Source organism: Ruthenibacterium lactatiformans, from assembly GCF_000949455.1.
In the GTDB taxonomy this organism is placed as follows: Bacteria; Bacillota; Clostridia; order Oscillospirales; family Ruminococcaceae; genus Ruthenibacterium; species Ruthenibacterium lactatiformans.
The window spans coordinates 1-21013 of record NZ_JXXK01000019.1 but is presented as its reverse complement, the minus strand read 5'-3'; the positions used below and the strand labels follow the sequence as shown (position 1 = coordinate 21013).

Here is a 21013-nt window from a genome sequence, read left to right as displayed (position 1 = left end):
AATCCATATCTGTTATACTTTGTACAGTCAAAACTTTGTAATGCAGCCGCTCCGGCAGGGGCGGCTGCTTTCTATTTGTAAGAAAGGGTGGTGGTTCACATTCATATTTTCCTGCAAAAGCTCCGCAGGACATTAAAAAATGAGCGGGGTGAGGCCAACTACTTCTCCACAGTGGTGTTTATCTTCATCGCTGTTATCCTGCTGGCCTTTATCATCGACTTGTTCAGCATCATCTCTACGAAACAGGAGCTGGACCATGCGGCCGATCAGATGGTGAAACAGATCCAGTTGTCCGGCGGTATCAACCGAGAGACCGAATCGCTCTTTGACTTCCTGTGCTCGGAGATCGAAGGCGCGGAGAATATCACATATTCTATCGACGCCACATACAAGTCACCCACTCCGTCCGGGATGTCGCGGGCTATCCAACTGGGTACGCCTTTCTACATCACTATCGAAGGCGATGCCAATCTAGGCGGTTTCTGGAACCTGGATCTGGTCAACATCACGGTGGTGGCCCGAGGCTCCGGCGTCAGCGAGCACTACTGGAAGTGAGGTGGCCCCCTATGAAGCGTTTTTTCTCACGGCTGCGCCGGCCACTTCGCAACGAGAAGGGCGAGATCACCTTCTTTGCCTGTTTCTTTGTGGTCGGAGTCGTCATGCTCATTTCTTTTCTGCTTCTGTATGCCTCTGTACGGATCACTTGCATCAACATCCGCAACGGGGCTAAAATGGAGCTGAACAACCTGAGCGCCACCATCTATGCGGACACCTACCGCTCTCAGCGGGAAACCAACTTTGAAGAGTACCTGCGCACTCTTTACTCCAGCAATGACTATACGGAAATGCTTGAGGCCACTGTCGCCGGCGGCCTGGCGGAGAAGATCTCGCTCTCCACAGATGACTATGAAGTCTCCAATATCAGCCTGGAGTTCAATGTGGTGGGTGACCGGGTAGAGTACATCTTTTATTGTGATGTGGAGTTCTATGTACGGATGTTCGGACACAGCTACCCTACCATCACTCAGCGCGTGGAGCTGACCGGCTACCACAACACCAAATTTTAGCGGTGCTGTTGAAATTTCAGTTAGCTCCGCAGTATAGGCTTAATATAACGCAAAAAAGGAGTGTGGATACACATGAAGAAGTTTTTTCAATCCAAAGGCTTTATTGTTTCGGCTCTGGCCGTCCTCTGCGTCGCCATTCTGGGCGTGTGCTGGTTCGTGAGCCGGGACCGCTCGGAAGAATTTCGGCCGGATGAGTCCCCGCCCAGCAGCACCAGCAGCGATTGGTCGGATGGCGGCGTGCAGTCTGGTGACGGGAGCGGGGGCGCAGACGCCTATGCACCCGGCCAGTCTTCTGGCTCTGAGGAGGAATACCCCAAGGTGACCTCGGAAACGGATGATGAAGTCGTGATCGACTTTACGGATACCCAAAAGCCGGAAGATACCCCGCCCGCAGTGCCGGAGGGCAAAACCGAGCTTGAAGATCCCGGTGAAGACCACCCCGTCAATCCCGATCCGGCTGTGCCGGAAGTCACGGCGCCGCCGGCGGAGGAATCCCCCTCCAGCAGTGAGCCCGCCCCCGGCTCCAGCAACGGCAGCGGCGCGGTGTATGACCCTGTGTTCGGCTGGGTAGTTCCGGGCAACGTGCAGCAGTCCACTGGCGACAGCGATGGTGATCTGAACAAGCAGGTCGGTAATATGGGCGGCTGAGAAGAATACAACTGAATATTGAGCAGGAAGGCCGTCACGCAGTTGTGGCGGCCTTCCTAATTTTAAAAAGAATGGAGTGTGATGCAGTTGAAACGATTTCTCGCCCTCCTGTGCAGCCTTGCCTTGATGCTGTGCCTCCTGCCCTCTACTGCTTTTGCGGACGGCGGCAACGGAAACATAGATGGAGGCGGAGGCGGTATGGGCCAGGGAACCAGCAGCAACTTTTGGAACCCCGGAAACGATGGCGTTCGCATCACCGTTGTAGATGCGGACAGCGGGGCCGCGGTATCCTCTCCCCTGGACTTCTCAAACAGGACGCAGAAAACCAGTATCCTCCACTTTGGAAAGGTCAACAAGCTGCAATACCTGAGCGGGACGGGCCTCTCCCTCCAATCCGGCGCGGCCTATTCCTGCATCAAGCCGGCTCAGTCTATGCCCACCATCGTCAGCAGCAAAGGGCAAAACAATATTGACGCCATCAAGCGGTACTTCTGTTCGGAATATGCCTGCATGATGGTCGCCCAGGCGGCGGGGGTGGACTATGAGCGAATGATCGCCGGTGAATATAAGCTGCTGATCGAGCCCATCGCCTACTTTACCCATAATGGGCAGTATTACTGCATGACTGCTACAGAGGCCGGTCTTTATGATCAGATGTCCGGCGGCGCGCTCAGGAAGACCATGACTTCGCTCACCCATAAAAACCTGCCGTTGGCGATGTTTCTGGAGTTCAGCGATCTTGGCATTTCCGCGTGGACAGGCAACACCACTGGAACACAGAACAACTCCGACATCATCAGCACGCTGGGCGTCGGCATCGTCTGGTTTGATGAAGCTCCGCCAGAAGGCGATATCGAAGCGCCCGATGTGGAGTACCGGGTAGACACGGATGTGATCACCGCTGTCACTCTGCGGACAGATACTGACCTGACACCGGACAACCCGGCTTCCGTAACTTTCCATATCCTTGGCACCACCTACCGGGTCAATGATGTGGTGATTCCCGCAGGCGACAGCCAGGTGGTGTGGGTCAAGTGGCATACCCCCTCCACACCGCAGACTGTTATCATTACCGTGTCCGTCAGCGGCGCCTATACTGCCCAGGACACCTTTGTGGCGGAAATTGTGGATCTGAATGAGCATATCCCGCCCGATCCGATGGCAACAGACACCAGCCCTGGCTATTCCATTCCCGCCCTGCCCAATGAGTCCCAGAAGCTCACTGCCAACTGGGGCGTCTGGAGCTGTTACTGGGTGCCGGTATGGGTCTGGTGTGACCATGGAGAAGATGGCGGGCACTGGGTCGATGAAGGGTACTGGGAGTATGAATACACCGGCTATTCCGCCTCCATCAGCGGAGTGATGTCCCTGATGCCGGACGATATTGTTCCAACGGCATCCGGTAAGAGCATGAAAAGCGGGTACGGCGTCAAGCAGGATGTGACGGCTACGCTTTCCACCGACGCGCCCACCAGCCACATTACTCATCCGCAGACCGCGTTTTCCGTATTCCCGGAATTTCAATATGAAACTTACCTGCGCCTGCTGCAGCGGGTATCCGGCGGCCGGAGCGCAAAATTCACCTTCCGGCCCAATGAGTTCTCAACCTACAACCGGACAGTGCATTTCACACCCATTTGGTTCCCGGATGCCACAAACTACACGATCTTCACACAGGTCTGGGACACCTGGACGCCGGATGGGATGCTGAGCATCAATCTCAACGATTATGTATCCATTGACGGGAGCCTTTATGATGACTGGTACACCAATCGAGAATAGCGTCTGGACAGGCTATCTGCTCATCATTTTTCTTGTGGTGGCAGGTTTCGCTGTTTACGACACACTTTACAGGCGGGTACCCGACCGGGCGCTCGCCTTTTTTCTCCCGCTGGCGGCACTGGCCCCGCTGATCCAGGTCTATTTCATTCTGGAGTATGACCGGATGCCTATTTTCATCTGGCCCATCGTCACCAAGGCGCTGGTGGGTGCGCTGCTTGGCTTCTGCATCCCGCTGGCGGCTGCTATGGCGGCCGGCGGCAACGGTATGGGCGGCGGGGACATCAAATTCTGCGGGGTGCTGGGACTGGTCTACGGCCCTTTCGGGATGGCGCTGGTCTTCCTCGTGGCTGCGGTCTTTGCCATGCCGGTAGTGCTGCTGTTCCGCCGGCTCTTTCGGAACCAACAGCCGGTTGCCATCCCGTTTTTACCTTTTCTGGCCTGCGGCTGCTCCGTGGCGACGCTGGCTGAACTATTTTTATGACAGGAGAATATGCTTATGAAACTCAACAACCGATTTATCTTCGGTATTTTGTCCCTGGTTTTGGCGGCAGTCATTGCGTTTGTGGCCCTCCCCACCATCGCCCGGCAGACCAATGGTAAAACGGAGATCGTCCGCATCACCCAGCCTGTGCTGAAGGGTGAGCAGATCACCGGCGACAATGCCGAAGTCGTGGAAGTGGGCGGGTATAACCTCCCCTCCAATGTAGCCCACAGCTTGGACGACGTGGAGGGGCTGTATGTAACCGCTGACTTGGCTGCGGGAGACTACATCCTCACAAGCAAAGTCAGCACCGTACCGGTATCCTCCGATGTGGCGCTCAACGATATCCCTTCCGGAAAGGTAGCGATCTCGCTGACTGTAAAAACACTGGCCTCCGGCCTGTCTGACAAGCTGCAGCCCAATGACATCATCCGTATCTATCATTTCCTGGAAACCGCGGAGGAAGTTCCTGAACTGCGTTTTGTCAAGGTCCTCTCTGTTACCGATTCCGACGGCATCAATGTGGACAATGCAAAAGAACCCACTGAGGACGAGGAGCCGCAGCAGTCCGCCACCATCACAGTGCTGGCAAGTCCGGAGCAGGCGCGGATCATCACCGAGCTGGAGAATGACGGCGTGGCCCATGTGGCGCTGATCTCCCGTAACAATGACCAGCTGGCTGAAGAACTGCTGGCTGAGCAGGACAGGACCCTCCAGGAGATCTATTTCCCTGAGACGCTGACAGAAGAAGGTGCTGAAGCCGATGAAAACGCGGATGGGGAAAACGCATCGCCCGCTGAGGACAATGGCGCTGAAACGGTTCCCGAAGATGGCAGCCAGCCGGCGGAGTAACGGAAAGGAGGTCTAACCTATGGGAAAAGTCATTACCGTCTGGGGCAGTCCTGGGAGCGGGAAAAGCATGTTCTCGTGCATCCTGGCAAAAGCCCTTACGCGAGACAAGCGGAAGGCCATCATCATCAATGCGGAGATCAGCGTACCCATGCTCCCTGTCTGGCTTCCGGAGCAGATCATTCAGACCAACGCCTCTGTGGGGCAGGTCCTGAGCAGCGTGGAGATCGACACCACGCTTGTCGCAAGTCATGTCACGGTTCTCAAAAGCTATCCGTTCATCGGCCTGATGGGCTATTCTGCAGGTGAGAACCCGCTCAGCTATCCTGAAACCAAGTACGGGATGGTGCTCCAACTGATCAATGCCGCCGCCAAGCTGGTTGATTTCGTAATCCTGGACTGCGGTTCCAACATGACGAATGTGTTTACCCCTGCGGCCATTGAAGCCGGCGATCTGGTGATCCGCATCCTGACGCCCGACTTGAAAGGCGTCAATTACTTGAAGGCTCACCAGCCTCTGCTGGTAGACGGACGTTTCCACTATGAGCAGCACATGACCTTCGCCGGCATGGCCCGGCCTTTCCACGCTCTGGATGAGATGGGCTATATCATCGGCGGTTTCAACGGACTCCTGCCCTACGGCAAAGAGATCGACCGCTGTGCCACGGAAGGCGGAATGTTCCAAGCCATCAAATACTGCAATCCCAAGTACACCGCCTCGCTCAACAAGGTGCTGGATGCGCTGGAGCAGATGGAACTGGCGGAGCAGGCCGTTGAGGAAGATCCCGATGACGTGGACGAATTTGAGGAGGACGATTCCGATGAATAATCTCAACGATATATTCTTCGCACCGGCGGCCAACCAAGACCTGACCTATGACCAGGTGCTGGAGGATGTGCAGCGGTATTTTGCTGAGAATCATGCCTCCACCATTGCCGAGGCCGGTGAGGGCAACGCCGAACGGGCCACCACTCTGCTGAAAGAGCTGATGGTGCAGTACATTGTCAAGCGGAAATATGCCATTGAGGGACTGAGCTCTGAGGAGCTGTGCGAAAAGCTGTATGAGGACATGGCGGGGTACTCCTTCTTGAAAAAATGGATCTACCGCCCTGGCATCGAGGAAGTTAACATCAACGCATACAACGACATCGAGGTGATCGAGGCCGGCGGGCGCAGCATCAAAATCCCGGACAAATTCAGTTCTCCCCAGCACGCCATTGATGTGGTGCGCCGTATGCTCAACGCCTGCGGCATGGTCATCGACGACACCATGCCCAGTGTGGTGGGCTTTCTGGACAAGAATATCCGTATCTCTGTGGATAAAACGCCGATTGTGGACCCGGATGTGGGGATCAACGCCTCCATCCGTATCGTCAACCAGCAGACGGTCTCTGAGCAGAAGCTGCTGGACTCCGGAAGCGCCACGGCCGAAATGCTCCATTTTCTGATGGCCTGCATCCGGTATGGCGTCAGCGTGTGCATCGCCGGTTCCACCGGTTCCGGTAAAACCACCATCATGGCCTGGCTGCTCTCCAATGTACCCAACAACCAGCGCCTGATCACCATAGAGGAAGGCAGCCGTGAGTTCGATCTGGTCAAGCGGGACGAAAACGGGAAGATTCTGAATTCAGTCATCCACCTGCTGACCCGCCCCAGTGAAAATCCGGCGCTGAACATCAACCAGGACTTCCTTTTGGAGCGGGTATTACGCAAGCATCCCAATGTTATCGGTGTCGGCGAAATGCGGTCTGCCGCAGAAAGCCTTTCAGCCGCTGAAAGCTCCCGGACCGGCCACACGGTCTGCACCACCATCCATTCCAACTCCTGCAACAGCACTTACCGCCGTATGATGACGCTGGCCAAACGGAAATACAGCATGGATGACGCGGTACTCATGGAGATCATGGTAGAGGCCTATCCCATCGTGGTGTTTACCAAACAGCTGGAGGACCGCTCCCGAAAAATCATGGAGATTTTAGAGGGTGAAGATTTCCGGGATGGGCAGTTGATCTCCCATACTCTCTACAAATTTGAGGTAGAGGACAATGTAACTGACCAGAACGGAGAAGTCCGTGTGGTGGGACACCATCGGAAAATGGGTCTGATCTCCGACGCCTTAAAGAAACGGCTGCTGGACAACGGCATTTCCAACAAAGAGCTCCAGGAGTTCATGCAGCCCCCGAAGGAGGTGGATTAAAGGTTGCAGTGGATCTACATTATCTGCTTTGCGCTCATCAGCGCAGGCCTCCTGGCTCTGTTCCGAGTCCGGCCGGGCGACTTCATTGACGCTCTGTTCCGCTCTCAGCGCAAGGCGGCCACCCTGACGGATGAACTGAATGTTCTGATGGGAACGCCGGCCAAAGGATTCTTCAACCAGGATTATGAGTTGAAACAGATTTTGAAAGGCACCGGCCGGGCCGACCGCTATGAGTCGGTCAAGCGCCTGTCCCTTATCCTGTTTGCGGTGGGCGCCGTGCTGGCACTGCTGATCAACAATGTGTATATGGTGCCCATTTTGGGCATTGGGTTCTCTCTGGCTCCCATTTGGTATCTGCGCAGCACTGCCGCCAGCTATAAAAAGCATCTTAACGAGGAACTGGAAACAGCTATCTCCATCATTACCACCTCATATTTGCGTACCGAAGATCTGATTCGGGCGGTCAAAGAGAATCTGCCCTATATCAATGAGCCGGTAAAGGCCAACTTCGAGGCGTTTGTATATGAGGCGGAGCTGATCAACGCGAATATTACCAGCGCCATCAATAGCCTCAAGATGAAAATTCCCAACCGGGTATTCCATGAGTGGGCCAACATTCTGATCCAGTGTCAGTCAGACCGCTCCATGAAGAACACGCTGCCCACCATCGCCCAGAAATTCTCCGATGTCCGCGTCGTGCAGTCGGAGCTGGAGGCCATGATGCAGGGGCCGCGCCGGGAAGCTATCACAATGATGTTCCTGGTAGTCGCCAATGTGCCGCTGCTCTATTTCCTGAATGAAGACTGGTTCCATACCCTCATTTTCACGACGCCGGGGAAAATTGCCCTGGCGATTTGTGCGGCCATCATCCTTTTTGCGCTGACACAGATCATGAAACTGAGCAAGCCTATTGAATACGGAGGTGACGGCGCATGACCCTACTGGCTCTTGTGGCAATCATCTTCTTTGGCTTTGCCACCTATAATCTGACCTGCGCTTTCGTGGACATTCCCACCAAGCGCACCTCCCGGATGATGATGCTGGCCCGAAAGCAGCAGGGCACCAAGGCAGAAAAACTGTTGGATGTCTACATCGCAAAAATAGCCGGACTGATTGCCCCGTATCTGAAACTGGACAAGCTCAAACGGAACAAACTCCAACGGGCGCTGGACATTGCCGGCCTTGAGTTGACGCCGGAGGCCTACACGGCCAGAGCATGGGTCATAGCCGGCGGCGTGGGACTTACCTCCATCCTGATGGTATTCATCATGCCGCTGCTGGTTCCGGTTCTGATCGGCCTGGCGGTGGCGCTGTGGTTCTCCACCTATTACAGTGTCTTTGACTTTGTAAAAAAGCGCCGTAAGCTCATTGAGGGTGAGATTCCCCGCTTTGCCTTGACGATTGGGCAGAATCTGGAGAACGACCGGGATGTGCTGAAGATCCTTACCTCCTACCGTCGGGTAGCAGGCAAAGATTTTGGCGCAGAGCTCGACCAAACGATTGCCGATATGAAGACTGGCAACTATGAAAATGCCCTCATTCACTTTGAGACCCGTATTGGCAGTCCCATGTTGTCCGATGTGGTGCGTGGCCTGATCGGTGTGCTGCGCGGCGATGACCAGCGGATGTACTTTAAGATGATCTGCTTTGATATGCGGCAGATCGAGCAGAACAACCTGAAAAAAGAAGCGGCCAAACGCCCCAAGAAGATCCAGCGGTACTCCATGATGATGCTCATCTGCATTATGATCATCTATTTGGTGGTGCTTTGCACAGAGGTCATGGGGTCTCTTGGCGCGTTCTTTGGCTGACAGGTATCCGTCCGTGTTCTGCCACGGGCTTAACATATACCCGCTCCTCCGGGGGTGATTCTTTGATGGAGGTGATGCCTTGTACTATAGCGGCTTCCCATAACCGCCGGTCTTTCGGCTGGCGCTCCCCTTGATCCAGGCCGGCCTGTTCTCAGGCCGGCCTTTCATTTACCGTCTGAACAGGAGAACTCCATGACGAAGAAACGATATATCCCGCCCAACAGCGAAGATGGGCAACGGCAGCGGTTCCACTGGCTTCTGCGCCAGAAACCGAAGGCTTATCCCGCCACGCCCCGCTCCAACAAAAACGGCCTGCTCAAACCGATTCGCCGTTCCTGAGCGGCCATAGACAAACGCAATTCAAATATCACATTCACAGGAGGTAGTTCCATGAAGAAGTTTATGACGCATATCCACAGCAAGGCAGACGCCCTGGCCCTCCGGGCACGTATGGCGCTTTCCAACCAGCGCGGAGATTTTTACATCTCTGATGCGGTCAAGATCATCATCGCCGTCGTACTGGGCGCCCTGCTCCTGGCGGCTCTGACCCTCATTTTCAATGACACGGTGATTCCGAGGATCACGTCTGAGATCGAGGGTCTGTTCAGCTAAGTCACTATTGGCGGGGATCGGTTTGTGGATTTTCACGACCGGTCCCCGCCTTTATTTTTTCAGAAAACGACTACTGGAGGTAGAGGATGAAATCGTCCTGTAAAATTTACCCCTTTCTGCGGGCCGTCCGCGGAAACTGGCGCAATGCCATTTTTGTTCGCTGTGGATGCGACAGCTGTATGGATGGACGCCCATCTCCCTGTGCCGGTTTTCTGCTGGCTGTAGATGAGTGCGGACAGATCATGCTGCTGTCTGCTGAAACCATTCACACCCTGACCGGTGAAGAGGTGGAGCCGTCCGAGTGCAGCGCCACATTGTCCCGCCGTGCTTTTGATTCCGCCTTTTCCAAATATATCGAATGGCATGCCCCAGACCCTGCCGCATGTACGCTCCTGCAGCTTTGCCTGCAAGCCGAATGCGGCCGGGATAGTTGATTTTTGCACGAAAAGACGCCATTACGCCGTCTTTGGTGCGCCTTTGGAGGTGATGATTTTATGACGAAGCAAAAACAGATCAAATGTCCATACTGCCACGCCGGCGCGTCTCTTCGCCCGGCCAGCGTAGTTTATGGCTGTAACCGTAGGTCTCAGGGGAAGTTTCTCTATCTCTGTGATCGCTGGCCGGCTTGTGACGCCTATGTGAGCGCCCACGACCGGACACATCAGCCTATGGGGACGCTGGCAAACGGAGATCTCCGGCACAAGCGTATCTTGGCGCACCGGGCATTGGAACATCTGCAGCAGGTCCGCCACATGGAGAAGTGGGAGGCCTATATCTGGCTTCAGGCAAAGCTGGGTTTGAGCGACCGGCAGGCTCACATCGGCCAGTTTTCAGACTGGATGTGCGATGAGGTGATCCGCCTCTGCCATCAGGCCGCCGCTCCTCTTGATGGCCTTCAGCCGGCAGCATGACAGGAGGAGGTGAAACCATGACCAGCCTGACAAAGCAACAGCAGGAACTCGTTACCCAGAACCTATCGGTAGTGCACTGGGTCATTTGTGATTACATCCATGTCAATCCCACCATCTGCGGTTTGGAATACGGAGACCTTTTTCAAGAGGGCTGCATTTGGCTCTGCAAAGCCGCAGCCACCTATGAGGACGATGGACGGGCACGGTTTGCCACCTATGCCAAAAAAGTGGTACGCAACGGACTGATCTCTTACTGTCGGGCCATCTGTGCGCGAAACAAGAACTTCAGCCGTCTCGTCATTGGAGAACACGGAGAACTGGCGGCAGACGGGGACACCTTAGACCCGCAAGCCAATCAATTTGACACGCAGGTATCGCTGATTGAAACGCTCTCTCTTTTGGAAGCCAGTAAGAAGGATTATGACGGCGTGGCCCGCCTCGGCATTGAGGCGCTTGCACTCAAACTCCGGGGGATGCGGATCACGGATATTGCGGAGCTCTACCATGTACCGCCCTCCCATGTGGGGGCGTGGATCTCTCGCTCAGTCGCTAAACTGCGCAATGACCCCCGTTTTCTGGAAAGCCTGCTTTAAATTTGTTGAAAACCACATCCTCTCCGCAGTAGAGGATATGTAAAAGGAGGCATTGATAAATGGAACAGAAAATTCTATATACTGCAATCGGCCGTCTGGAGCGGGAGACAAATAGCTGCGGCCGATCCTGCCCGGTCATCCAGCTGGGCGGGCAGCCTTATATGATGGATATGCAGGAGATGGTCGTTTGGACCACCCTGAACTGGCGAATCTCCAAACGAGAGGACATCTCGCTGCAGTGCGATAAGCTGGCGTCTTCCCTGGGAGATTGTGTCTCCCGCTCTTGGGATGCCTGCGTAAACCGACTGCTCACCCGCGGACTGCTGGTATCTGGCTGCGGTGAAACGGAGTACGATGCACTATATGATTTGCTGAGTTCCCTTGGCATCATTCCAACCAGCGGCTCTGTATTGGTGCGGTGCCTCTCTTTCGCCAAGCTGGTGCTGAGCCACCGCGTCCCTATCGCGCAGGCGCTAAAGCTATTCCGAAAAGACCGGCGCACGGACTACGAGGCCCGCGTTATGCAGCTGGCCCGGCAAGCTCTGCTGTCCACTGCCGAAATCGCCAAGTGCATAGAGCAGGATGTTACCGTTCTTCCCAATGAACAGTTTTTGATGGAAACCGTGTATGGTGATAACGAAACCACATGCCACAATATTGCCAGCATCATGAAAAACAGCCGAAGCAGCCAGGCCGTGACGCTGGCCGTTGCCAACCTGTATTTACGCCAGCAAATCATTTTTGAGAGGATCAGCACATGAAAAACCAATGGAGCCAAATGCCCTTTGTCCTGCGGCGCAAGATCCTGCTGACATATCTGGCCGGCATTGCCAGTATTGCGGTCAGCCTTGTAATCTTCATTGCAACCGCAGACCACATCCTCCTGGCGCTGGGCGGGATTATTTTTGTCGCCTCCCTGGTACTGGGTAAAAGCCTGTGGAGCATCGCCGCCCGGGGCCAATACGAAGTGGTGGAAGGAATCTGCACCGGTGTCAGCACGCCCATGCTGCGGCGCTACCGCAAGATCCATCTGATGGATGAACTGGGCACGGAGCGCACTTTGCTGTTGAGCAAAACCGCCAAATTCCAAATTGGCGCCCGCTACCGTTTTTATTTCCAAAAGGGGAGTAGGCCTGCCATCGGCAACGACTATCTGGATGCCACTCTTTCCACCAACAATTTCCTGGGATATGAGGCACTGGAGGACACAGTTTCCCTTGATGGAGAGATGGAAAGCAGGAAGTAAATACCCCGGAATAAGAAATAGGGATACGGCACTAAAGTCATAGCTTCAGTGCCGTATCTCTCTATTTTTTTATTCTCAGCCGGTATCCATGTCCCCAAACTGTTTCAATAATATCGGCGCCCAACTTACGGCGGAGCTTATAGATCATACTGGAGATTCCGGTCCAACTGGTGTCAAAAGACTCTGCTGCAACGAATTCGTAAATCTGGCGAGCGGAAAACACCTGACCCGGTCGGCGAGCCAACAAAAGCAGAATATCGAACTCCATTGGGGTCAGCTTAACGGGCATACCAAACAGCCGTACCAAGTGTTGCTGAGGGTAAATTTCTAATGAATTCATCAATAGTGGCGCATCTTCGGAGGCTGACAGTGTAGAAAAACCCGAAATTGCGGAAAGTCCAGAAATAAGTTCTTCTAAAGCTTTCTCTTCATCATCACTGAAAGACAGTATTATAAGTTTTCCCAAAGCAACACCTCACGATGACTTTACTCCATCCGCAGACGCTCCACAATGCTGTGTTTTTCCAGATTGCGGAAGCACAGATACGGGATCAGCACAGCGAAGATCAGCAGGACAGGTGTACAGAGAACCAGAGGCAGCAGCGTAAAGCGGAAGGTGGTAAATCCGCCCTCCACCATGGCCCGAACCACCACTCCTACAGCCAGGCTGCTGAGCAGATATGATGCCGCCAAAGTCAATGCCGCATAGAGCAGTCCCTCGCCCACCAGCATCCGATTGAGCTGTTTCTTTGTCATACCCACACTCTGAATTACCGCAAACTCCCGCTTGCGGGAGACAATAGCTGTCACCATGGAATTGATGAAGTTCAGCACGCCCACCAGGGCAATTACCACACTGATCGCGTTGCCCATCACAGCAGAGGAACGGGTTTGCTCCTCATATTGCTGCGCCATAGACTGACGGGACGCCACTGGCAGGCTGGGATCGGTGGTATCCATATAATCGTCCAAGAATCCCTGCACCGTGTCGATATGTGCATCGTCCACATTCAGGAACAGTTTTCGGAGGGTGTGATCCGGCCATTGCTCCCGAAAGGTCTCAGCGGGGAGGATGAAGCTCAGATTGAACTTGTTGCCTGCCCCCTGCTGCACCGGCAGCCCGGTCACCGGATTCAACGGGTATACCACCGCCATCACTGTATAGGCACGGCCATTTAATTCCACGGCGCTTCCAGCCGAGGGAACCGGCAGCACAGGATATTCCGTTTCCAGTTCTACACTGGGCCCTACGGCAAGGATATAATTCCCACTGGCGAAATCCTCAGCGTCAAAACTGCCCTCTATCACATACTGCTCCTGGGTGATGGCCTCCAAGGGAATACCGTCCAAGCCGTACAGAATGGCAGAGCCCTCCCCAGTTTCCAGCGTATCCCGTAGCGCCTGCGCACCGGCGGTGTCGTAGGTCTCCCAATCGGCCAGCTTATCCTCTGTATAGAAAGCTGCCACATTTTCCAGGGTGCCTGCGTCCATCTGCCAATCGATTTGGGCAGAATAAAGGTGTCCGGCGGTCTCCACTCCCTCCTGGCTCTCCATCTGTACCACCAAGGAATCATTCAGAGTGGTGCCGTGGGGATCGTAATTGTTGATATAGTCCTCGCTGGTGGCATCGGACAGTTCAAAATCGGCCAGAATCAGGTCGGCCAGATATTTGTCCATATCAAAGGCGGCATTCTTGGAATAGAAGCTGCTCAGGAGTACCAGTCCCAGGGTCAGAGAGCAGATTACCGTGATAGTACGCTTTTTGTTGCGCCATAGATTCGCCCAGGACATGGAAAGAATGGACGCAGTACCGAGATGACGCTTGTGTTTCTTTTTGCTGGCGCCGTCGGCATCGCTCATGCGCAACGCCTCAATGGGCGACACCTTTCCCGCCAGCCTAGCAGGCCGCAGGCAGGAGATTAACACCGTCACCCAGGCAAACAGTGCAGAGCCGATAAAAATCACGGGGCTGATGGATACTACCGTTTCCCCCACCGCGGAGCCCATCAGGACAGGAACCAGCTGAGCGCCCAGTAACCAGCCCAGAATCAGGCCCAGAGGAATCCCAAAGATACAGAGTCGATTCGCTTGGCCGTAAATCAGTTTCTTCAGTTGCCTGGTGGTGGTTCCCAGGGTTTTCAGTTTGCCGTAAAACTGCACATCGGCAGTAACGCTGATCTGGAAGATGTTATAGATAATTAAATACCCAGCCAGGAACACCAATGCCATGCCCAGATACATGGGCAGACTCTCCTGTGCGGCCATAGCCCCCATCTCCGGGGTGTAGGCCAGATTTACATTGTATTCCAGACCAGTGAGGCCGGTATCTGCCAGAATGCGGTCCATGGTGGTCTCAATGTTCTGGTCGCTGATCAGATTGACCTGTACCATATAGAGGCCCAGCACCTGGCCTTCATCGGTGGAGATGATGCCGCCAGTCATTTCATCGGCATAGGCCCGGCTCACCCAGGCCATGGAGGAATAACTGGACGCATTGCCCTCCCAGAATCCACAGAGGGTAAAGTCAGCGGTGGTCACTTCGTCGCTGTTCAGGTCCTTACGCCACTCCAGAGTGACGGCCTGGCCCAGTTCGTGGGGGATGCCCAGCCGGTCCAGCGTCATGGTGTCCAAGGCGATCTCATCCACCGCCTGGGGCATTTGCCCGGTGGTGGGGGCAGCGAAGGAGTGCTCGGCATAGGCATCGTTGGCCCATCGAATTTCCACCGACTGCCCAGCGAGTCCCCGGTTTTCTGCCGGTCCCAGTACAATACTGCGGCCCAACTCCTCCACATCCGGGTGTCCATCAATCAGGTCGGCCTGTTCCTCCGACAGCCCGCGCAAAGATGCCTGTGCATCATAGCCAGTCTGGCGGAAGGTCATCTCCACCAGATTACGGCTCATGCTTTGGGTTAGGGTGAACAGGGTGGCAAACATCATGGTGGTCAGCAGAATCGCCAGAATCGCCACCAAATTCCGGCCCCGGTTGGTATGGAACATTCGCCTTGTCAACACTGGGATGGGACGAAAGATATTTTGCTTTTTCATGCTGCCCACCCCCTCACTGTGCTGCAATCCGCCCGTCCTCGATGCGGATCACATGGTCTGCCATGGCGGCGATCTCTGGGTTGTGGGTAATCATCACAATGGTCTGGTCAAATTCCTGGCTGGTCATTTTCAAAAGGCCAATCACGTCGTCACTGGTTTTGCTGTCCAGGTTGCCGGTAGGCTCATCAGCCAGAATGATGGAAGGCTTGCTGGCCAGGGCACGGGCAATCGCCACCCGCTGCTGTTGTCCGCCGGAAAGGTTGTTGGGCAGACTGTCCAGCTTCTTCTCCAGCCCCAGCAGTTTCACGATCCCCATAATGAACTTCTTGTCCGGCTTACGGCCATCCAGAGAGATGGGGAAAATGATGTTCTCCCACACACTGAACACTGGCACCAGATTATAGTTTTGGAAGATAAAACCAATCTGCTTGCGGCGGAAGATGGTGGCCTGCTCACTATTCAACTTGGCGAGGTCAGTATTTCCCACTTTAACGCTCCCCGCCGTAGGGGTATCCAGACCGCCCAGCATATTCAGCAATGTAGACTTGCCGGAGCCGGATGTGCCGATGATGGCGGTAAACTTGCCCCGCTCGATGTCCAGATCCACCCCATCCAGAGCATGGACCTCTGTTTCTCCTTTGCCATAGTATTTCTTCAGCCCGCGGGCCTGCAAAATCGTCTCCATACGAGGTTCCTCCTTCTTTGCTTGAGAAGTCTCTCCTTCTCTTTGCTCTTAGCATAGCAGAAGAATGTCTCATTTCAGGTACAGCAAAGGTACAGTTTTGTAACATACGAGGGGAAGCGCAGAAAGCTCTTGCTTTCAAGATAAAATTATGATAAAATTATGCCATAAAGGAGGCGATTGTATGCTGAATATTCGTCCCATCTCGGATTTGCGAAATCACTTCTCTGAAGTAGAGGAGGATGTTTTGTCCAAGGGCGAGCCGGTTTTCCTCACGAAAAACGGTTATGGCTCCATGGTACTGCTCAGTCTGGAGCAATACGAACAGCTGACCAATGATGTGGAGCTTGCTTTGGACGAGGCGGATCGCGCCGCTGACCTCTCCGATACCCGCTATTCTGCCGACGAGGTTTTTGGTCGGGTAAGGAGGCGTATCCGTGAACGGAAAGCACTATAAACTAAGCATCCTTCCGCTCTTTGAAGAAGATCTGAGTGAAATTGTGGACTATATCACCTATCGGCTGCGGAATCCCGCAGCGGCTGAGCGGCTGGTCGATGATGTGGAAAATGCGATTCTGGAGCGACTCTCCTGTGCGGAATCTTTTGAACCGTACCATTCCTCCCGGGAGCGCCAGCATCCTTACTATCGGATTCAGGTCCGTAATTTCACCGTTTTCTATGTGGTAATCGGAAACACCATGGAAGTCCGCAGGATTTTGTATAGCCGCAGGAAGTGGAAAGATCATATCTAAGGAACAGCGCCCCTGTCCATCATACATGAGGACAGGGGCGCTGTTGTGTTGCTTAATTCTTGATTTACTCCACGGTGCCCAGCCGCTCCTGGATGGTGCCTTTGGTGACAAATCCCAGGCAGAGGAACGGCGTAGCCAGCGCCAGCACTGCTACCACCGGAAGGATTACCCAAAGGGGCAGCACATCAAAGGTGTAGACGGCCACCCAGGAGGTCTCCGCAATGACTCCGGGCATCACCCATAGGGCAAAGGTGAGCGTGGCCGGGATCAACACCGCCGCCATTCCTGCGGCGGAAACGGCGCCCTCCAGCAAAACCAGCCTGCGCAGCTGGCCCAGTGTCATGCCGAGGCTCTGATAGACAGCGAACTCTTTCCGGCGGCTCACCGTCTGGGTCACCAGCAGGTTGATAAAGTTCAGCACGGCGATGCCCAGCAGGACCGCGCCCACCATGCCGATGATCAGCACCATGTTGAGACGCGAATTCTCAAAGTTCTCCTGGTAGTCACTTCGCAGGGTGATGCTGATGCCCCGGTTGACGCCCTGCTCATATTGATTCAGAAACGCCTCGAAGGGCGCCTGCTGGCTGTGGTCGATGTCTACCGCCAGCTGCCGGTAGCACTGACCGGGGAACAGTTCATCAAAAACAGACAGGGGCACCAGATAGTAGAAAGTAAAGGAAGCCTCCGGGCTGTTGCTTCCCTCCAGATAGGTGTTGTCGTGCATCAGCGACCCCATCACAGTGAAGGTTTTCTCGCCCAGTTGCAGGGTCTCCCCCGCTTCCAGACAGGAAACGCCATCGTAATTCACCCCTCCGGCGATCACAGAGTCCCCGCTCTCGAATGCCGTCTGGTCAAAGCTGCCGCTGGTGAAGGGACAGTATTCCAGAATATAGCGAAGATATGCTCCATCCAGGCCCACTACAACAGCGGTATAGTCTCCACTCTCGGTAAACCGATCCAGGCCTTCCATCCAATCCGGGTAAGCGGCCTGTGACTCCTTCAGAGTCATGGTCTCATCGTAGGGCTGGTTGTAGTAGTCCACCACCCTCTGGTGCAGGGTATCGTCTGCCGTCAGAGTGACCTCCCGGCTTTTCAAGGCGCTCACCGAAGTGACCTCCGGGCGCGTTTTCAATTCGTCCACCATCTCCTGGGGAATCCCCTGGTTGCGTTCGTTGTACCGCTGGTAACTGGTGGCCGCCGAGGCGTCCGCAATGGAGTAATCCCAGGGGGAGAAAGCGGAGAGGTACAGATCCTCCTGTAAACTCACATACTGCATCCGAATATCGGTCAGCAGCAGCACCGCCAGGAGCATGATCAGCACGGCAAGGGCCCCGCGGCCCTTGCTCTGACCCAAAATCCGCAGGGCCAGCCGGGGCAGCGTCACCATTCCATTGTCCGAACCGATGCTGTGACCGATGCGGGGCGTATTCTCCCGCATGGTCTGCGCCGGCGTCATCCGGGACAGACGCCAGGCGGGCAAAAGATAGGCCAGCAGCACAGTGCCAAGGGTACACAGGGCCGCCAACACAAAGGGAATCCAACTGAGGAAATAGAAGGCCGGGTTCTGCTCCATGCCCACCACCACCCGGGGCGTGATGGCAAGGTCCAGCCCAAACCCAATCAGGAAGCCGGGAATCAGGCCCAGCGCCGTCACCGCAATCCCCTTTTCCAACAGATAGCGCCGCAGCTGGCGGGGCGTCAGGCCCAGGGCTTTCAGCCCGGCCAGCCAGGTCCGATCCTGCTGGGCGGTCACCTGCACAATGGCAAAGACCATCAGAAAGCCGCACAGAAGGACCAGAAGCGCCGGGGCGTAGTAGGGCTGGGCCTGTTGGCTGGCAGCCTCCATCCGGGCATCGTTATAGGCCAGGTTGGTGGTAAAGGGCAGTTCTGGTAAGCCCTGATCCGTCAGCAACTGGGCGGCCTGAGCCTCCAGATTCCGGGGCTGATGCAGGGTAACACCCAGAGTTAGATTGGCGGTGGTTTCCCTGTCGTAGTCGGGAACTAGGGCCTTTGCCGTATCCGCTGTGATCCAGGCGCAGGCCTCGGTGAAGTTGGTGGGACTTGCCCACCAGCCGCACAGGGTAAACTCGTCTGTGTGTGTCTGCCCCACAGCGTCCGTCCATTCCAGCGTTACCGACGCGCCGATCTCCTTCAGCACCCCCAGGGAGCCCATGGTAAACTCGTCCAGTGCGATCTCTCCGGGCTGTTGGGGGAGGCTGCCGGTGGTGGGGATGGACAGGACCGTTTCCGCATAGTCCTGGTCGGTCACCGCCAGCTTCACCAGCCGCTGGCCCATCATGGGATCGGACAGGACGCCCACCGTACTCAGCCGGACGGTGCTTTTCACATTGGGATGCTGGGAAAGCAGATCCGCCTGATGCGCCGTCAGGCCAGTGTAAAGAATGTGGCTGGTGGAGCCGTAGGTGTACTGGTAGTTGAGCAGGTATGCGCCCTCTACTGCTCCTCCCAGCAGAAAGACAAAGGTATAGAGCCCCGCCACCAGAGCCACCGCCAGGGCAAGCACCGCATTTTTGACCCGGTGAAAGCAGAAATCCCGTCGGGCCAGGGTCCAGCAGACCTTCAGATTGTTATTTGCTAACATGGTCCGGCCTCCTTTAGTCGTGGAGGCGGCCATCCTCGATGCGGATGACCCGGTCAGCCATTTGCGCCAGCTCCAGATTGTGGGTAATCATCACCAGGGTTTGGTGATAGGTCTCCACTGACAGCTTCAGCAGGCCTAGCACATTCTGGCCGGTTTTGCTGTCCAGGTTACCGGTAGGCTCATCGGCCAGCAGGATGGAGGGCTTGGCAATCAGGGCGCGGGCAATGGCCACCCGTTGCTGCCCACCGCCAGAGAGTTCCCCCGGATAGGCGTTCAGCCGGTCGTGCAGGTGCAGCAGCTCCATAATCTCGTCAAAAAACACGCCGTCCGGGGTGGAGCCTGCAAGACTCAGGGGAAACAGGATGTTCTCCTTCACGGTCAGGGTTGGGACCAGGTTGAAGTTCTGGTAAATAAAGCCTACCTTGCTGCGGCGGAACACGGCCAGTTCCTTTTCCTTCAGGCCCCGCAGATTCACGCCGTCCACGATGATCTCTCCCTCATCGGGGATATCCATGCCGCCGATCATATTCAGCAACGTGGTCTTACCAGAGCCAGACGCCCCGATGATGGCGGTGAATTTCCCTTTTTCAATGGCAAGGTCGATGCCGTCCAGGGCTTTCACTAGGCTGTCGCCCTTGCCGAAGTATTTCTTTAGATTATGTACGGTAACAATGTCCATGGGTGGATTCCTCACTTTGCTCAACTCAATAAATAGACTGAAAAGGTGGTGCCTGTTCCAACCTTTGATTTCACACTGATATACCCCTTCTGCCGGATGATGATGCCGTTGGCAAGGTACAGTCCCAAGCCAACGCCCTCCTGTGCCGCCACCTCTTGAGCACGGTAGAACCGCTGGAACACATCGTTATAGTGCTCCTCTGGGATGCCGATTCCAGTGTCAGTAATGTCTACCCGGGTGTAAAACTGCCAGGGGCGCACGGTGACCATTACTTTGCCGCCTGCCGGAGTATATTTCACGGCGTTGTCCAGAATGTTGCCGACAGCCTCCGCCGTCCATTTCGGATCATGCTGCACCGTGATGGCTGGATCGCATTCTGCCGACAGGTCGATCCCCTTGGCCTCCGCCTTTGCCCATACAGTGCTCATAGCTCGGGCAATGGTGTCGGAGAGATGGGCTTCCTCCATGTGTAGGGTAAATGTTCCGGTCTCCAGCCGGGACATTTTAATGAGCGACTGCATCAGAAAGTCCAGCTTGTCAATCTGACCGTCCATCGTCGCCAGAAACTCCGCCCTCTTCTCCGACGGTAGATTGTGGCCCCGCAGGATGCCGGTGAACATCTTGATGTTGGCAATGGGCGTCTTGACCTGGTGGGATATGTCGCTCACCAGACTTTGAACAGTCTCTTTGTCCCGCTGGCTCTGACGCTTGCCCTCACTCATAATGTCAAAATACTGCATCAGCTTGCCTTGCACCTTTGCGGTCAGGCTGTCCTCGTAGGGCTGATAGCCCTCCACCGCCCGGCCGGACATGAGCGCATCCAGTGTCTCGCACAGGTCGTCGGCAAACAACGATACCTGCCGTCGTTGATACCAAGCCCATAGGCCAACCACCAGGAAGATGGCTACACACAGGGCCAAAATTCCGTAGCGCACCGATGCCCGGGGAACCGTCTGCCACAATACCCACACCAGGGCGGCAAACAATGCAGCCGAGAGTAATACCATTCCCACACGCAGGACGCTCATCCAACGCTGCTTCATGACTTGCCTCCT

The 21013-nt window shown here is 55.3% G+C and carries 25 protein-coding genes; 19 read left to right on the top strand and 6 right to left on the bottom strand.

The window, feature by feature from the left end; all coding sequences use genetic code 11:
• Positions 1 to 90 precede the first annotated feature (90 nt).
• The 17 genes from TQ39_RS12680 to TQ39_RS12605 all read left to right on the top strand — a co-directional run bounded on the left by TQ39_RS12680 (position 91) and on the right by TQ39_RS12605 (position 12198).
• On the top strand, positions 91 to 555 hold the full coding sequence (locus TQ39_RS12680; protein ID WP_242853495.1) for a DUF4320 family protein: 465 nt from the start codon (positions 91 to 93) through the stop codon (positions 553 to 555).
• An 11-nt stretch (positions 556 to 566) separates the two neighbouring features.
• Complete coding sequence (locus TQ39_RS12675) at positions 567 to 1067, top strand: hypothetical protein (protein ID WP_050005780.1); 501 nt, start codon at positions 567 to 569, stop codon at positions 1065 to 1067.
• Positions 1068 to 1139: 72 nt separating this feature from the next.
• The gene (locus tag TQ39_RS12670; protein WP_050005779.1) at positions 1140 to 1715 is read left to right on the top strand and encodes a DUF6550 family protein; all 576 of its coding nucleotides are present in this window, start codon (positions 1140 to 1142) and stop codon (positions 1713 to 1715) included.
• A gap of 81 nt (positions 1716 to 1796) precedes the next feature.
• Positions 1797 to 3497: a DUF8193 domain-containing protein gene (locus TQ39_RS12665; RefSeq protein WP_050005778.1), complete on the top strand. Its 1701-nt coding sequence runs from the start codon at positions 1797 to 1799 to the stop codon at positions 3495 to 3497.
• Positions 3472 to 3978 carry a prepilin peptidase gene (locus tag TQ39_RS12660; RefSeq protein ID WP_242853494.1) on the top strand — a complete coding sequence of 169 codons (507 nt, stop codon included), beginning with the start codon at positions 3472 to 3474 and terminating at the stop codon, positions 3976 to 3978. Before TQ39_RS12665 ends, TQ39_RS12660 begins: the two co-directional genes overlap by 26 nt.
• Before the next feature lie 15 nt (positions 3979 to 3993).
• Positions 3994 to 4830: a Flp pilus assembly protein CpaB gene (cpaB, locus tag TQ39_RS12655; RefSeq protein WP_050005776.1), complete on the top strand. Its 837-nt coding sequence runs from the start codon at positions 3994 to 3996 to the stop codon at positions 4828 to 4830.
• Positions 4831 to 4849: 19 nt separating this feature from the next.
• On the top strand, positions 4850 to 5656 hold the full coding sequence (locus TQ39_RS12650) for a CpaE/TadZ family protein (RefSeq protein WP_050005775.1): 807 nt from the start codon (positions 4850 to 4852) through the stop codon (positions 5654 to 5656).
• Positions 5649 to 7025, top strand: a complete 1377-nt coding sequence (locus TQ39_RS12645) for a CpaF/VirB11 family protein (RefSeq protein WP_050005774.1) — start codon at positions 5649 to 5651, stop codon at positions 7023 to 7025. Before TQ39_RS12650 ends, TQ39_RS12645 begins: the two co-directional genes overlap by 8 nt.
• A gap of 3 nt (positions 7026 to 7028) precedes the next feature.
• Complete coding sequence (locus TQ39_RS12640) at positions 7029 to 7961, top strand: type II secretion system F family protein (protein ID WP_050005773.1); 933 nt, start codon at positions 7029 to 7031, stop codon at positions 7959 to 7961.
• The gene (locus tag TQ39_RS12635; protein ID WP_050005772.1) at positions 7958 to 8836 is read left to right on the top strand and encodes a hypothetical protein; all 879 of its coding nucleotides are present in this window, start codon (positions 7958 to 7960) and stop codon (positions 8834 to 8836) included. The genes TQ39_RS12640 and TQ39_RS12635 overlap by 4 nt, the downstream gene beginning before the upstream one ends.
• A gap of 192 nt (positions 8837 to 9028) precedes the next feature.
• A complete protein-coding gene (locus tag TQ39_RS21260; RefSeq protein WP_167541535.1) occupies positions 9029 to 9175 on the top strand; it encodes a hypothetical protein in 147 nt (48 codons plus the stop codon).
• A 51-nt stretch (positions 9176 to 9226) separates the two neighbouring features.
• Entirely contained in the window at positions 9227 to 9448 is a 222-nt protein-coding gene (locus TQ39_RS12630; protein WP_050005771.1) for a DUF6133 family protein, read from the top strand.
• A gap of 86 nt (positions 9449 to 9534) precedes the next feature.
• Positions 9535 to 9882, top strand: a complete 348-nt coding sequence (locus TQ39_RS12625) for a hypothetical protein (protein ID WP_242853493.1) — start codon at positions 9535 to 9537, stop codon at positions 9880 to 9882.
• A 60-nt stretch (positions 9883 to 9942) separates the two neighbouring features.
• Positions 9943 to 10359, top strand: a complete 417-nt coding sequence (locus TQ39_RS12620) for a zinc-finger-containing protein (RefSeq protein WP_050005770.1) — start codon at positions 9943 to 9945, stop codon at positions 10357 to 10359.
• Between the two features lie 17 nt (positions 10360 to 10376).
• Positions 10377 to 10952, top strand: coding sequence for a sigma-70 family RNA polymerase sigma factor (locus tag TQ39_RS12615; protein WP_050005769.1), 576 nt, complete (start codon positions 10377 to 10379; stop codon positions 10950 to 10952).
• A gap of 59 nt (positions 10953 to 11011) precedes the next feature.
• Positions 11012 to 11713, top strand: coding sequence for a hypothetical protein (locus tag TQ39_RS12610; RefSeq protein WP_050005768.1), 702 nt, complete (start codon positions 11012 to 11014; stop codon positions 11711 to 11713).
• Entirely contained in the window at positions 11710 to 12198 is a 489-nt protein-coding gene (locus TQ39_RS12605) for a hypothetical protein (protein ID WP_050005767.1), read from the top strand. Before TQ39_RS12610 ends, TQ39_RS12605 begins: the two co-directional genes overlap by 4 nt.
• 61 nt (positions 12199 to 12259) lie before the next feature.
• Here TQ39_RS12605 and TQ39_RS12600 read toward each other — a convergent pair whose 3' ends face one another.
• The 3 genes from TQ39_RS12600 to TQ39_RS12590 are packed head-to-tail and all read right to left on the bottom strand — an operon-like array spanning position 12260 to position 15928.
• Positions 12260 to 12664: a winged helix-turn-helix domain-containing protein gene (locus TQ39_RS12600; RefSeq protein ID WP_050005766.1), complete on the bottom strand. Its 405-nt coding sequence runs from the start codon at positions 12662 to 12664 to the stop codon at positions 12260 to 12262.
• 20 nt (positions 12665 to 12684) lie between these two features.
• Positions 12685 to 15243: an ABC transporter permease gene (locus tag TQ39_RS12595; RefSeq protein ID WP_050005765.1), complete on the bottom strand. Its 2559-nt coding sequence runs from the start codon at positions 15241 to 15243 to the stop codon at positions 12685 to 12687.
• A gap of 13 nt (positions 15244 to 15256) precedes the next feature.
• Positions 15257 to 15928, bottom strand: a complete 672-nt coding sequence (locus TQ39_RS12590; protein ID WP_050005764.1) for an ABC transporter ATP-binding protein — start codon at positions 15926 to 15928, stop codon at positions 15257 to 15259.
• A 181-nt stretch (positions 15929 to 16109) separates the two neighbouring features.
• Between TQ39_RS12590 and TQ39_RS12585 the strand changes: the two genes are divergently transcribed.
• Both TQ39_RS12585 and TQ39_RS12580 read left to right on the top strand, forming a co-directional pair.
• A complete protein-coding gene (locus TQ39_RS12585) occupies positions 16110 to 16382 on the top strand; it encodes a type II toxin-antitoxin system Phd/YefM family antitoxin (RefSeq protein WP_082052248.1) in 273 nt (90 codons plus the stop codon).
• Positions 16363 to 16677, top strand: a complete 315-nt coding sequence (locus TQ39_RS12580) for a type II toxin-antitoxin system RelE/ParE family toxin (RefSeq protein WP_050005763.1) — start codon at positions 16363 to 16365, stop codon at positions 16675 to 16677. Before TQ39_RS12585 ends, TQ39_RS12580 begins: the two co-directional genes overlap by 20 nt.
• Before the next feature lie 64 nt (positions 16678 to 16741).
• Here the strand turns inward: TQ39_RS12580 and TQ39_RS12575 are convergent, their stop codons facing one another.
• From TQ39_RS12575 to TQ39_RS12565, 3 genes are read right to left on the bottom strand one after another with little or no spacing between them, the layout of a single operon-like run.
• Entirely contained in the window at positions 16742 to 19279 is a 2538-nt protein-coding gene (locus tag TQ39_RS12575) for an ABC transporter permease (protein ID WP_050005762.1), read from the bottom strand.
• A 13-nt stretch (positions 19280 to 19292) separates the two neighbouring features.
• The gene (locus TQ39_RS12570) at positions 19293 to 19958 is read right to left on the bottom strand and encodes an ABC transporter ATP-binding protein (RefSeq protein WP_050005761.1); all 666 of its coding nucleotides are present in this window, start codon (positions 19956 to 19958) and stop codon (positions 19293 to 19295) included.
• A gap of 20 nt (positions 19959 to 19978) precedes the next feature.
• Positions 19979 to 21001: a sensor histidine kinase gene (locus tag TQ39_RS12565; protein ID WP_050005814.1), complete on the bottom strand. Its 1023-nt coding sequence runs from the start codon at positions 20999 to 21001 to the stop codon at positions 19979 to 19981.
• Positions 21002 to 21013 lie beyond the last annotated feature (12 nt).

Bases quoted from the DNA above. Each gene is read 5' to 3' on its own strand.
- TQ39_RS12675 (WP_050005780.1), top strand. From the start codon at position 567: ATGAAGCGTTTTTTCTCACGGCTGCGCCGGCCACTTCGCAACGAGAAG.
- TQ39_RS12670 (WP_050005779.1), top strand. From the start codon at position 1,140: ATGAAGAAGTTTTTTCAATCCAAAGGCTTTATTGTTTCGGCTCTGGCC.
- TQ39_RS12665 (WP_050005778.1), top strand. From the start codon at position 1,797: ATGCAGTTGAAACGATTTCTCGCCCTCCTGTGCAGCCTTGCCTTGATG.
- TQ39_RS12660 (WP_242853494.1), top strand. From the start codon at position 3,472: ATGACTGGTACACCAATCGAGAATAGCGTCTGGACAGGCTATCTGCTC.
- cpaB (WP_050005776.1), top strand. From the start codon at position 3,994: ATGAAACTCAACAACCGATTTATCTTCGGTATTTTGTCCCTGGTTTTG.
- TQ39_RS12650 (WP_050005775.1), top strand. From the start codon at position 4,850: ATGGGAAAAGTCATTACCGTCTGGGGCAGTCCTGGGAGCGGGAAAAGC.
- TQ39_RS12645 (WP_050005774.1), top strand. From the start codon at position 5,649: ATGAATAATCTCAACGATATATTCTTCGCACCGGCGGCCAACCAAGAC.
- TQ39_RS12635 (WP_050005772.1), top strand. From the start codon at position 7,958: ATGACCCTACTGGCTCTTGTGGCAATCATCTTCTTTGGCTTTGCCACC.
- TQ39_RS21260 (WP_167541535.1), top strand. From the start codon at position 9,029: ATGACGAAGAAACGATATATCCCGCCCAACAGCGAAGATGGGCAACGG.
- TQ39_RS12630 (WP_050005771.1), top strand. From the start codon at position 9,227: ATGAAGAAGTTTATGACGCATATCCACAGCAAGGCAGACGCCCTGGCC.
- TQ39_RS12625 (WP_242853493.1), top strand. From the start codon at position 9,535: ATGAAATCGTCCTGTAAAATTTACCCCTTTCTGCGGGCCGTCCGCGGA.
- TQ39_RS12620 (WP_050005770.1), top strand. From the start codon at position 9,943: ATGACGAAGCAAAAACAGATCAAATGTCCATACTGCCACGCCGGCGCG.
- TQ39_RS12615 (WP_050005769.1), top strand. From the start codon at position 10,377: ATGACCAGCCTGACAAAGCAACAGCAGGAACTCGTTACCCAGAACCTA.
- TQ39_RS12610 (WP_050005768.1), top strand. From the start codon at position 11,012: ATGGAACAGAAAATTCTATATACTGCAATCGGCCGTCTGGAGCGGGAG.
- TQ39_RS12605 (WP_050005767.1), top strand. From the start codon at position 11,710: ATGAAAAACCAATGGAGCCAAATGCCCTTTGTCCTGCGGCGCAAGATC.
- TQ39_RS12595 (WP_050005765.1), bottom strand. From the start codon at position 15,243: ATGAAAAAGCAAAATATCTTTCGTCCCATCCCAGTGTTGACAAGGCGA.
- TQ39_RS12590 (WP_050005764.1), bottom strand. From the start codon at position 15,928: ATGGAGACGATTTTGCAGGCCCGCGGGCTGAAGAAATACTATGGCAAA.
- TQ39_RS12585 (WP_082052248.1), top strand. From the start codon at position 16,110: ATGCTGAATATTCGTCCCATCTCGGATTTGCGAAATCACTTCTCTGAA.
- TQ39_RS12575 (WP_050005762.1), bottom strand. From the start codon at position 19,279: ATGTTAGCAAATAACAATCTGAAGGTCTGCTGGACCCTGGCCCGACGG.
- TQ39_RS12570 (WP_050005761.1), bottom strand. From the start codon at position 19,958: ATGGACATTGTTACCGTACATAATCTAAAGAAATACTTCGGCAAGGGC.
- TQ39_RS12565 (WP_050005814.1), bottom strand. From the start codon at position 21,001: ATGAAGCAGCGTTGGATGAGCGTCCTGCGTGTGGGAATGGTATTACTC.